At 71.9% G+C, this 12251-nt stretch carries 8 protein-coding genes; 4 read left to right on the forward strand and 4 right to left on the reverse strand.

Annotated features, from left to right (window positions below):
- Positions 1–130: 130 nt before the first annotated feature.
- Both ACZ4TR_RS00555 and ACZ4TR_RS00560 read right to left on the reverse strand, forming a co-directional pair.
- Positions 131–1687 (reverse strand): serine/threonine-protein kinase, encoded by a 1557-nt coding sequence (locus ACZ4TR_RS00555; RefSeq protein ID WP_465285165.1) that lies wholly within the window; start codon positions 1685–1687, stop codon positions 131–133.
- A gap of 68 nt (positions 1688–1755) precedes the next feature.
- Positions 1756–2379, reverse strand: coding sequence for a hypothetical protein (locus ACZ4TR_RS00560; RefSeq protein WP_465285166.1), 624 nt, complete (start codon positions 2377–2379; stop codon positions 1756–1758).
- A gap of 215 nt (positions 2380–2594) precedes the next feature.
- On the opposite strand from ACZ4TR_RS00560, the gene ACZ4TR_RS00565 reads away from it, so the two are divergent.
- Positions 2595–3722, forward strand: a complete 1128-nt coding sequence (locus ACZ4TR_RS00565; RefSeq protein WP_465285167.1) for a hypothetical protein — start codon at positions 2595–2597, stop codon at positions 3720–3722.
- Here ACZ4TR_RS00565 and ACZ4TR_RS00570 read toward each other — a convergent pair whose 3' ends face one another.
- On the reverse strand, positions 3723–6899 hold the full coding sequence (locus ACZ4TR_RS00570; protein ID WP_465285168.1) for a glycosyltransferase: 3177 nt from the start codon (positions 6897–6899) through the stop codon (positions 3723–3725). It lies immediately after the preceding gene.
- A 43-nt stretch (positions 6900–6942) separates the two neighbouring features.
- The gene (locus tag ACZ4TR_RS00575) at positions 6943–8352 is read right to left on the reverse strand and encodes an SAM-dependent methyltransferase (RefSeq protein ID WP_465285169.1); all 1410 of its coding nucleotides are present in this window, start codon (positions 8350–8352) and stop codon (positions 6943–6945) included.
- Positions 8353–8414: 62 nt separating this feature from the next.
- On the opposite strand from ACZ4TR_RS00575, the gene ACZ4TR_RS00580 reads away from it, so the two are divergent.
- From ACZ4TR_RS00580 to ACZ4TR_RS00590, 3 genes are all read left to right on the forward strand, one after another.
- Positions 8415–9731 (forward strand): alginate O-acetyltransferase AlgX-related protein, encoded by a 1317-nt coding sequence (locus tag ACZ4TR_RS00580; RefSeq protein ID WP_364516186.1) that lies wholly within the window; start codon positions 8415–8417, stop codon positions 9729–9731.
- Positions 9732–9894: 163 nt separating this feature from the next.
- Positions 9895–11106 (forward strand): DUF1707 domain-containing protein, encoded by a 1212-nt coding sequence (locus ACZ4TR_RS00585; RefSeq protein ID WP_465285170.1) that lies wholly within the window; start codon positions 9895–9897, stop codon positions 11104–11106.
- 1 nt (position 11107) lies between these two features.
- Positions 11108–12145: a class I SAM-dependent methyltransferase gene (locus tag ACZ4TR_RS00590; RefSeq protein ID WP_465285171.1), complete on the forward strand. Its 1038-nt coding sequence runs from the start codon at positions 11108–11110 to the stop codon at positions 12143–12145.
- Positions 12146–12251: the final 106 nt, after the last annotated feature.

Raw genomic sequence — 12251 nt, forward strand, 5'->3', positions numbered from 1 at the left:
GGGCACGAAAGAACACGCGAAAGCTTTGTGTTCGGCTTCCGGTTTGTCCAGCCCCCCTTCGCTCGCCGCGATCTGTGTCACTCGACCGGGTGGGTTCTGCCCAAGGCTGTCACCAGGCGTTGCGGGTGCTTCAGACGACGACGTAGCCCATCAGGAACTCCTTGGTCTTCCCTTCGCAGCCGGCGTCGAGCGAGTCGAAGTGGCTCGCGCCCGCGTTGCAGCGGTAGATCGCCCGCGCGCCCGCCCATGACGGCGGGTTGGCGTAGACGTGGCCGAGCAGGCCGAGCGACTGCTGGCCCTCGCACTTGCCGCTCTGGTCGGTCGAGGTGAACCAGTCCTTCTTGTCCTTCACTTTGCAGGCGAACAGCTTCCGCGTGCCCGGCTCGGCCGTCGCGACGAGGGAGCCGAACACGCCCTCCTTCGTGAACCCGGCCGGCGGGCCGACCTTCTTCGTGCCGCTGAAGTGCCCGCCTTCCGGGTGGTGGTAGCGGATCAGCGGCACCTCGGCCGGGTGCGGTTTCTCCCCGGTCGTCGACGTCGGGGTGCTCGCGCCCGGCAACGCCGACGTGCTCGGGGACGGCGTGGGCTTCTTGGTGCCGGGTTTCTTGGTCGTCGAATGTGCAGCGGACGACGTCGAAGCGGGACCGGGAACACTCGCGGCCGCGGGCGTGGTGCCCTCCGGCTTGAGCAGGAAGATCCCGCCGAGCGCGGCCACGACGGCGACCGCCACCCCGGTCAGGACCAGCGGCAGCCGCTTCTTCCGCGGCCGCTCCCCGTCCATTGTGGTCGATGAAGGCCTGGTCGGTGACGGCGCGGCCACCTTCGCCGTCACCGGTTCGAAGACGATCGTCGGCAACGCAGCCGGGTCGACCGCCTGCGTCGGCGAGTCCCCGATCGCGCTGCGCGCGGCGGAAAGCAACCCCCGCAGGCCTGACGCACTCAGCCGGTCCGAAGCGGACTGCGTGAGCAGCCCGCGGACGGCGTCGGCGAGCGGGCCGCGGCAGCGCTCCAGCACCGGCTGGTCGTACATGATCGCGTGCAGGGTCGCGGCCGTGGTGATGCGCTGGAAGGGCGCCCGCCCTTCGGCGGCGTGGTAGAGCGTCGCGCCCAGCGACCAGAGGTCCGACGCGGGCGACGGCCCGGCCCCGGCGAACAGCTCGGGAGCCATGTACCCGGGCGAGCCCATGACGCCGCCGGTCTGCGTCAGCGACGGGTCGTCCATCGCCCGCGCGATGCCGAAGTCGGCGAGCTTCACGCGGTCGCCGGGCAGCACCATGATGTTGCTGGGCTTGACGTCCCGGTGCACGACGCCGGCCGCGTGCGCGCTTTCCAGCGCGCCCAGCACCTGCAAGCCGAGCGCGGCGACGCGGTCGTTCGCGAGCGGCCCTTCGCGCCCGACGACGTCGGCGAGCGTCGGCGCGATCACCAGCTCCATGACGATGAAGGTCGCGCCGTGCTCGCTGACGACGTCGTAGACCGTGACGACGCCGGGGTCGTTGAGCCGCCCCGCGGTGCGCGCCTCCCGCATGACCCGCTCGAGGTGCGCCGGCGACGCGCCCGGCGGCGTGGCGAGCTCCTTCAACGCGACCGGCCGCCCGAGCAGCGTGTCTTCGGCGCGCCAGACGACGCCCATGCCACCCCGGCCCAGCTCGGCCGAGATCGCGTACCGTCCCGCGACCAGTCTCATCGGAGCCCCCCTGAACGCTCGGGGGCGATGCTAAGGGAGGCGCCGGACGGCTCCGGCGCCTCCCCGGCTCAGGCGGCGTCCCAGAGTGTGAGGAACGCCGAAGCCTCGCTGCGGGCCCAAGGACGCAGCCGTTCACGGTCGCGGGCGGAGAGCTGGAACTCCTTGCTCCGGCGGACGTCGATCACCAGCGCGTGACCACCCGGCAGGACGTCCGGCATCGCCTGCTCCAGCACCCACAGCGCCAGCTGCGCCGAGTCCTTCGTCAGCGGTTCCTCCTTGAAGTAGAGCCAGGTCGCGTAGCGGCGGCCGTCGCTCTTGCGGAGCCCGAGCTGCGGGCTGACGCCGATTTCGAGGTCGCCGATCCGGCAGCGGCCGCGCCCGACCTCGACCAGCCGCGGCGACTTCCGGCCGAGGTACCGCAGCCAGCCCTCGGCGATCGCCGCGTAATGCGGTTTCGTCCGGTCGTCGGCGGCGTTGACGAGGGCGCGCAACGCCGTCGCGTCCTGCCCCGCCGCCCGCCCGGACCGCACGGCGTTCGCCGCCCTCCGGTAGTAGTTGAACGCCGCTCGCGCCGGATCCTCGTACAACTTGCGCTGCCGCCGGACGAACGACGACCGCGACGGACCGGTACTCGCGCTGTAGCCCACGAACGTGGGCAGGGTGATGTAGGCCATGGCCTTGCCTTCCTCCATCGCACCACCCGCGCACGCGGGTGGCATCTCCCCTGGACAACGCCTATTTTAGAACATATGTACGACAGTTTTCGGCGGCCGACGAGGTGACGGGCGGCGGGGACTCCCGCAACGCGCGGACTTGCGCTAGGTTGCCGATCAACCTCGAACCGCAACCTCGCAGGTCGGCCCCACGTGCCAGACTGATGCCCCGAATGGTGGATGGGGGTCCATGGATGAGCTGGCAGGAAGAGCTTCGCCGCCTCGACGCGGAGCTTGCCCAAGGCCGCATCGAGCCTGCTGATCACCGCAAGCAGCGCGATGAGCTGCTCGCGCAGGCCTCCGGTTCGACGGTGCCCTCACCCGTTCCCTCGCCGTTGCGCCGTCCGGGTGACACCTGGCGGAGCACCAACCCCGCGAGCCACCCGGGGCCGCCGCCGCAGCGCGTCGAATCCCCGCGGCCCGCGGTGCCGCACCAGAAGCCCCACCCACCTTGGCAGCGCACCGGGCTGCCGGTGTCGGCGAACGCGAGCCCGGTGCCGGCCATCCCGGACCACATGACGACGGCGCCGAGCCCGGCCGACATCGTCCCGACCCGCTACCTGCGCATCGACGGCCCGGCCAGGCACGAGCCGGGCAGCCGGTTCCCGCCGATCACCCCGCCCGGGGGCGAAGCCCACCAGCCGCCACCGCGGGACACCGGATCGGAAGAGCCGCCGGGGAAGCACCGGTTCGGCGGCGACGGCTCGTCGTCCTGGCGCGCCTGGCCGTTCATCGCACTCGGCGTCCTGGTGGTGCTCGGCATGATCGTCGGCGCGACGATGTGGATCGGACAGGACGACCCCAAGCCCGACGACCCGCTGTCCACGTTCGTGCCGCAGCCCCCGGCCGCCGCGGCCCAGCCGCAGCTGGAGGACCAGGTTCCGCCGCTGCCGGGCAAGCAGTACCCGGAGAGCTCGACCATGTCGCTGGCCAAGGGCCTGGACCTGAACCTCTACCCCAAGGAGAGCGCCCAGGTCTTCTCGCAGCACGGCGTCACGCAGTTCGTCTACCGCGGGTCGGCCACCGGGGACACGGGGTACATCGCGTTCGCCCTTCCCACCCGGTCCGAAGACGACGCGAAAGCCGTCGTCGACTACCTGCGCGCGGCCGCCGACGCGGGCGGGTTCGTCCCGGTCGCCGCCGACCCGAAGTCCGTCACCGGCCGCAGCGGCGACCGGCGGATGGACGGCACCTGGTACACCTCGGGCAAGGTCGCGCTCGTGCTCTGGGCATCGCAGCCGTTCGAACAGGACAAGAACGCGCTGAAGACCAGCCTGGACAACGCTCTCGCGGTGTTCCAGAAAGCGCTGCCGCCGAGCTGATCAGGACGGCTGGTCGAGGAGCCCGGCCAGCGTGCGGCGGGCGACGTCGGCGCCGAAGAGGCGGTCCACCACGGTCTTGCCCTCTTCGGACAGCCGCTGCCACAGCTTGTCGTCCTCGATCAGGGTGGCGATCTCCTCGGCGAGCTCCTCGGCCGTGCCGCCGACGAGGACGTCGCGGCCGTGGGTCAGGTGCATGCCCTCGGCGGCCAGCGGCGTGACGACCGCCGGGACGCCGTAACCGAGGCTCTCCCCCAGCTTCCCCTTCACCCCGGCGCCGAAGCGCAGCGGCGCGACGACGACCCTGGTCTCGCGGTAGGCGCTGGCGAGGTCCGGGACCCAGCCGCGGATGACGACGCCTTCGCCGGCGAGGTCGAACATCTCCTGCGGCGGGTTGCTGCCGACGATCTGCGCCACCGCGTCCGGGCACCGGCGCCGCACGAGCGGCATGATCTCGGTGGCCAGCCAGCGCGCCGCGTCCCGGTTGGGCAGGTGGTCGAAGCTGCCGACGAAGAGCACGCCCGAGCGGCCGTCCGGGACGGCCGGCACGGCGTCGGCGTGGTGCACGTTGGACAGCACCTCGACGCGCGCCGAGGGCACGAGCTCCCGCAGCAGCTCACGCTCCACATCGGACACGGTGAACGTGACGTCGGTGGCGCGGGTGAGGCCGAGCTCGGACTCGCGCAGCACTTCGGCGCGCCGCCGCAGCGTCAGCTCCTCCCGGGTTTCGCCCAGCTTCGCGGCCAGGTCGGCCTGCCGGTTGAGCCGGACGAAGTGGAGGTCGACGGTGTCGTAGGCGATGACGCAGTCCGGGGCGTGCTCGCGGACCTGCTCCAGCAGCTGCCAGGCGACGTGCGGCCGCGACAGTACCGCCAGCCGCAGGTCGGGTCCGGCGTCGCGCAGGAACTCCTGCTGTTCGCCGAGCCCGGTCACCACCGTGACGCCCGCGCGGTACAGCGCGTCCGCGTACGGCTCGGGGAGCGCGTTGTTGAGCGGCATGAACACGACCCGGTGGCCGAGGCCGACGAGCAGCTCGAGGATGCGGAACATCCGCACCGAGCCGGAATCCTTGTCCGGCATCGGCACCTGGTGGTCGGCGACCAGCACGGTGCCGCCGCGGTGGCCGTCCTTCGTGCGCTGCCGCCCGGCCCAGACCGCGCGCGGGCTCGCCTCGGGGAAGTGGTCGCGCAGCTGGACGCTCCACTTGTCGACGAAGACGCCGCGATTGAGCTCCTGGTGGCGCTTCACGCCGGAGGAGACGTCGGTGCCGTTGGTGATGCCTTCGTGGTGCACGACGACCGACGCCGGCTGGACCATCGTGCGGTACCCGGCGGCCCGCACGGCGAAGGCGAGGTCGGTGTCTTCGTAGTACGCGGGCGCGAAGCGCTTGTCGAAGCCGCCGATGCGCTCGAACAGCTCGCGGCGGACCAGGATGGCCGCGCCCGAGCAGTAGTCGACGTCGCGCAGGGCCTGGAACCACGGCGCGTCCGGCGACTGCAGCCTGCCGTAGTTCCAGCCGGTGCCGTCGGCCCAGATGATGCCGCCGCACTCCTGGAGACGGCCGTCCGGGTACACCAGCTTCGAGCCGACGAGACCGACGTCGGGCCGGGACTCGACGACGGCGACCAGCTCGTCGAGCCAGCCCGGCCGGACCTCGGTGTCGTTGTTGAGGAAGAAGATGAAGTCCCCGCGCGCGTTCTCGGCGCCCAGGTTGCAGGCGCCGACGAACCCGAGGTTCTTCGGCGCGCGCACCAGCCGGACCCCGGCGCAGCCGGCGACCCGGTCGGCCGAGTCGTCGCGGGAGGCGTCGTCGACGACGATCACTTCGAACGGCGTCGCGGGCAGGTGCCGCTGGATCGAGTCGAGGCAGGTCCGGGTGTACGCCCAGTTGCCGTAGACCGGGATGACGACGCTGACGATCGGCTGGTCGCTGGTGGTCACCGCGACCGGCCCCGGCACCGCCGACGTGACCGGGGCCGCACCCGCCTGGCGCCCGAGCGCCGTCTCGTAGAGGTCACGCCGTCGCGTGCCGCGCGGGGCGAACTTCTCGATCGACCCCCGGTACTTGCCGATCAGCCGCTGGGCGAGGGCGGAGGTCTCCGCGCGGAGCTTCTCGTTCTCGGCGGCGAGCCGGCCGATCGTGTCGGCGAGCCCGGTGTTGTTGCCCGCCAGCCACGCGAGGCGTTCGGTGTCGTAGCCGGCCTTGCGCTTGAGGAGGCTCAGCTCTTCGGCCGCGCGACGCCGTTCGACGCGGGCGCGTTCGGCCTGGCCGAGTGCCTCGTCGCGCTCGGCGGCGGCCTGCCGTCCGGTGGCGGTGGCGTCGGCCAGTTCGGCGGTCAGGCGGGACTCGGCGGCCGCGGCCCGCTCGCGCTCGGCTTCGGTGCGAGCCAGCTCGGCCTGCAGCCGCCCGGCCTCGGCCGCGGCGCGCGCGACGAGCGTCAGCTTCGGGTCGAGCATGGCGGACGTCGTGGGGACCTCGACCGGCTCGGCCGACGCGACGGCGATGAAGTAGGTGTGCGGCGCCCCCGGCTCGACGACCCAGCCGTCGGCGTCGTCCGGCCGCAGGGTGAGCACTTCGGCGCCGGTGCCCGCGCCGTCGTCGTGGATCAGCGAGCCGACCGCGACGTTCTGGCGCAGCACGACGACGTGCCCGAAGCTGTCCGAGAGCAGCGAGCGGAACGCCGGACCGGTCAGCTCGTGCACGTGGTAGGGGTTCTCGTTGCCGTGATCGTGGGAGTAGACCTCGACGTCCGGCGTGCTGCACAGGAAGATCCCGGACGGCGTGAGCCGGTTGCGGACCAGTTCCATGAGCCGGTCCTGCTCGTCGACGTGCTCGATCGCCTCGAAGCAGGTGATGACGTCGAAGCGCTCGCCGTCGAGGGCCGCGGGGTCGGTGATCGAACCGGTCTCGAACCGGACGCCCGGGTAGTTCCTCCCGGCGTGTTCGACGGTGACCGGGTCCAGCTCGAGGCCGACGACCTCGGCGGCCGACTTGGCCATCAGCGCGCTGCCGTAGCCCTCACCGCTGGCCAGGTCGAGCACCCGCTTGCCGGCGACGAAGCGGGCCGCGAACGCGTAGCGGTGGTAGTGCTCGTAGATCACCTGGAGATCCTCGGTCCACGGCACGCACCGCTCGCCGGTCCACTCGATCAGCCGCTCGCCGTTCGTCCCCTTGCCCATGGCGGGCAGATTAGCCGTCCGAGCAGGGACGCGGGGCCGGGCCTCACCTTTCGAGGAGGCGCAGCCCGACCAGGATGTAGGACAGCGTCCGCCGGTCGGCACCGGATCCGGCGGTGATCGACCAGTCGGCGTCGAACGAGAGCCGGACCTGCCGGTGCGCGTCGATCGGGACCGGCACCACCTGCTCGACCAGCCCCGGACCGACGTCCGCCTTCGCGACCGGCACGCCGTCGACCGCGATCGTCACGCTGCCGTGGTCGGCGGACCCGTCCGGGACGAAGGTCCGCAGCTCGAGCGCCCCGATCGCGGCGGTGGTGAGGAGCGGGAACTCGACCGAAGGCGCGGCCCAGTCGTCGTGGGCGACGCCGTTCATCCGGCCGGTCACGACGCCGGCGCCGCGCACCAGCCGTTCGCCGGGGGTGCCGCCGGGCCGGAACGAAACCCGGCCGGCCGGATCGACGACGCCGGTGTCGCGCACGGAGCGTTCCGGCGTCCGCGAGCCGTGCACCCGCAGCGGCTGCTCGGTCGGGTGGAACAGCCCGATGAGGTGCGTCGGGCTGACGACGCCCAGGTCGACGAGGGTGTCGTCGAGCGTGCCGAGGTGGTCGAGCAGGCGCACGTCGGCGGGTTCGGCGAGGTCGAAGCCGGGGCCGTAGATCCGGTCGACGAACGGGTCGATCACGTTGCCGTAGGGGAAGAAGAGGCTGGGGTGCAGGTGGTCGAGCAGCACCGGCAGCACGTCCTGGGCCCGGATGCCCTCGAAGCCGTCGGCCGCGCAGTCGATGTCGACGAACCGCTCGTCGACCTCGCCGGTCATGGCGTTGCGGCGCAGCCGCGGCGGCAGCGTCGCCCAGATCCGGTCGATGACCTCCAGGGCCTCGGGCCAGCGCCGGTGGCCGTTGCGCCCGATCATGTCGTGCACGACGAGGACCCCGTGCGGGTCGAGCCCCGCGCGGATCTGGCCGTAGAGGTGTTCGAGGTCGAGGACGTGGTGCAGCGCCTGGTAGCCGACGACGACGTCGTGGGCGGTGTCGGCGCGCCAGGTGTTGAAGTCGGCGGTGATCAGCTCGACCCGGTCGGCGAAGCCCAGCTCCCGCGCCGACGCTTCCGCGCGCGCCTGCATGTCGGGGTTCAGCTCCAGCAGCCGCAGCCGCACGTTGGTCCGGCCGGCCGCGGTCAGCGTGCGCAGCCAGCCGAGCTCCTGGTCGCCGTTGCCGCTGCCGAGCGACAGCACGACGACGTCCCGGCCGAGCCGCTCGGCCCGCTCGCCGATCTCACCGACGATCAGCTCTTCGATGCTCGGGACGCCGAGTGCTTCGAGCTTCGGCCGTGTGTGCCGCTCGGACCAGTGGTGGGCCGACGGCGGCAGGTTGCCGTGCACCTCGACCTGACCGGCGAACGTCTCCCGCTCGCGCGCCAGGCGCTGCTCGTAGCCGGGTCCCCGGTCGCTCATCGCCATTCCCCGCATCCCCGGTTCCGGCTCGTCCGGCTCCGGCCCGGCGCTAGGATACGGGCGTGCCGTCCCGACTCCGTCCGCAGTCACCCGCCGACGGGAAACTGCCGCTGACGCCGGAGTCGTGGCTCCCAAAGGAGCACAACCTCTACCGCCCGCGGCACAGCAGCCGGCAGCGCACGGCGCTGACGTGCGCGATCGTCTTCTTCATGGCCCCGGTGCTGCTGTGGGTCGCCGGGGTGCAGCCGACGGCGTTCGAGAACCGGCCGCTGCGGCCCTTCCCCGGCCTCGGCGACGGCTGGGGGTTCTTCACCGGGCTGACCGGCTGGGCCACCGACCACCTGCCGCTGCGGCAGGCCGGCGTCCAGGCCGCGGACGGCATCGGCACCGGCGTCTTCGGCGACCCGCCCGGCTCCGGGCAGGGGACCAACCACGACACCGTCGGCATCGACCAGGGCCAGCGGCCCGCCGGCACCGGCGACGTCCCGGGGTACGTCTACCCGCAGGTGATCCCGGGCAAGGACGGCTGGCTGTACCTCGGCGAAGACGTCAACGCGAAGTGCCGGCCGGTGATGGACGTCGACCACGTCGTCTCCGCGCTGCAGCGGCTGCGGGCGGCCGTCGAGAACTCCGGGCGCAGGTTCGTGCTGGTCTTCGCCCCGGACAAGTACACCGAGGAGCCGTCCCACCTGCCGGACGACTTCGTCGGCAAGTCGTGCGCCCAGGCGCGGACCACCGACTTCTGGAACCGGGTGCCGCGCGAAACCGGTGCGCTGGACCTCCGCCCCGCGCTCGCCGACGCCAAGCAGCGGCTCGGCCGGCCGCTCTACGACCCGAACGACACGCACTGGTCCTACGACGGCGGGCTGGTCATGACCTACGCGCTGGGCCAGGCGATCACCCCCGGCAGCACGACGAACTGGCGGGCCGCGCCCGACGGCGTCCGGCCGTGGCCGGCGGACCTGGCGCGCGTGCTCGGCCGCACCGAGCAGCGCACGCTGCCGACGTACAGCCTCAGCACCGACGGCGGCGCGGACCGCACCCGCTACATCGCCAGCGACTTCCGCTCGCCGCTGCACCTGACGCAGCCGGACGGCGCGCGGCCGGTCGGTTCGATCGCCCCGAAGGTCGGCATCGTGGCCGACTCCTTCACCCAGTTCGCGACGCCCTACCTGGCCGCCACCTGCCAGGACGTCACCATCGTGCACGGCGACACCGTGGCCGAAAGCAACGAAAACCAGCTGGCCGAGATGTTCGCCGACCGGGACGTCGTCACCTTCGAATTCGTCGAGCGCAGCGTCACCGGCGGGTCGTCGTCCCTGCTGCGCGACCAGACGATCGGCGAGCTGGCGAACGCACTCGCCCGGCACCCGCGCTGACCTCGCCGGTCGGCCGGTGACTCACGTCGGTAACGACGGGGTGGTGGCCGCCAACGGGTGAGGGCACCCGTGCACAATGACTGCGTGCGGCCAGGAGGGTGTCCGGCCGCGCACCCGCACGTTCGCATGGTTTCGGGACGACCTACCCGAAGGGGGTACCGGGGTGACCTGGCAGGAAGAGCTGCGCAGGCTGGACGAGGAGCTCGCAGCGGGGAGCCTGACCGCGGACGAGTACCGGACCCGGCGTGATCGCGTGCTGAGCATGGCCGTCACGGCCAGCGACAGCCCGGCGCAGCAGCAGCCGTCCACCGCCGCGGAGACCCAGATCATCACGCCGGTGTCACCGCCGGCGCAGCCGCCCACCTCCGACCCGGGCGGTTCGGCGGACGCCACGCAGGTCGTGTCCAACGCCGACGCGGGTGGCGGGGAGCGCACCCAGGTCGTGCAGCCGTGGCAGCAGCAGCACCCGAACTCGCCTTCGGGCGGCTTCCCCCAGCCGATGCAGCCGAACTACAACCAGCCCTCGCCCGCCGGCGGGTTCGCCCGGCCGCAGCAGCAGCCGGAACCGTGGGGCGCGGCGCCGCAGGACGTCAGCCCGCCGTGGGGCGGCTCGGACTTCCCGCCGATGGGCCCGGCGAACACCAACGCGGGCTGGATCAGCCAGGGCCCCGAGACGTTCCAGACCCAGCCGTCGTCCGGCAAGGGCAAGAAGATCGCGTTCGCCGCGATCGGGCTGGTCGTGCTGGCCGGCCTCGGGTTCGGCGTCTGGGCGCTGTTCATCAAGGACAACGGCGGGAACACGCCGCCGGTCGCCCAGAGCACCAGCCAGCAGCCGCCGCCGGCCCCGACGACCAAGCCGCTGCCGGAGCCGCCGGCCGCCAAGCCGGAGCCGACTGACAACGCCGCGTCCCTGGTGACGCCGGCCGGCAAGACCCGCGCCGGCGGGGGCACGTTCGACATCGCGAAGCTGGAGTCGGCGAAGTTCCTGCCGCCCACGGTGACCGAACGGCTCAAGCAGGGCGGGATGACCGAGGGCCTGCTCAAGACCACGACCGACGGCGACGTGACGCTCGGCCTGTACGCGCTCGAAATGCCGGACAAGCAGTCCACCGCCCCGGTGGCCCAGGAGTACGCGAACGCCCAGCAGGAGGGCGGCCTGACCGCCAGCCGCGACCTGTCGCTGCACGGCGTGCCGGTGTTCGCCGCGCCGGACGGCGGTGGCCAGACGGTCTACCGCGCGGTGTACGTCCTGTACAACCGGGTGATCATCGTCGACGCGTACGGCACGGACAAGGAAGCGACGCTCGACTCGTTCAAGACGCTGCTCGACGCCCAGGTCCAGAAGGCGCCGCCGACCGAGCGCACGAACAGCTGACATGCAGCTCGAGAAGCGGCTCCGCCAGCTGGTCAAGCGCTACGCCGTCGCCCGGAAGTCGTACGACGACCTCGAGGTCCGCGAAAGCCGGCTGACGGCACGCCTCGATCAGCTGTCGGCGCGCTACGACAGCCTGATGAACCACCACGACGAGCTGCTCGCGCGCCACGCCGAGGTCGTCGAGGAGAAGCAGGCGTTCGAGGAGCAGTACCGCACGTGGGTGCCCCCCGGGCACTTCTACTCGCCGTTCGCCTCCAAGGAGGAGATCGGGCACCGGGCCGCGTCGATGTTCGACATCGACGCCCGTCCCCCGGCGATCGACCTGCGGGAGGCGGAGCAGATCGAGCTGTTCGGCGTGCTCGCGGACCTCGCCGGCGACCTCCCGTTCACCGCCGAGCGTTCGGAAGAGCACCGGTACTACTACGAGAACACCGCGTACTCGTGGTCGGACGCGATCATCCTGCACACGATGCTCCGGCACCTGCGCCCGAAGCGGATGATCGAGGTCGGCTCGGGCTATTCGACGGCGATGACGCTCGACACGGCCGACGGCTGGCTCCCCGAGCTGGAGCTGACCTGCGTCGAGCCGTACCCGCAGCTGCTGGAAAGCCTGTTCCGGCCGGGCGACGAAGACCGCGTCCGGGTGCTCAGCCAGGCGGTGCAGGACGTCCCGCTGGAGACGTTCGCGCAGCTGCAGGCCGGCGACGTGCTGTTCATCGACTCGACCCACGTGGTCAAGGCGGGCTCCGACGTCAACTACCTGTTCTTCGAGGTGCTCCCCCGCCTCAACGACGGCGTGTGGGTGCACGTCCACGACGTTTTCTTCCCCTTCGAGTACCCGATGGACTGGCTGGTCGAAGGGCGCGCGTGGCAGGAGGACTACCTGCTCCGGGCGTTCCTGATGTACAACCGGCGCTTCGAGATCCGCTGGTACCAGCAGTTCATGTGGGCGCACCACCGCGACCTCCTGGAAGGCCGGGTCCCCGAGCTGGCGGGCAACTCCGGCGGGAACATCTGGCTGCAGAAGGTCCCGGAGTAGCCCGAAGGTGTGACTTCCGCCGTGTCGATGAACGCCGTCCCACTCCCGGACGCCCTGTAAGCAGAGCATCGGCCGTGGGAAGGAGGCGACATGATCTGGATCTTCC

The sequence above is a fragment of the Amycolatopsis sp. NPDC028719 genome, assembly GCF_055565395.1.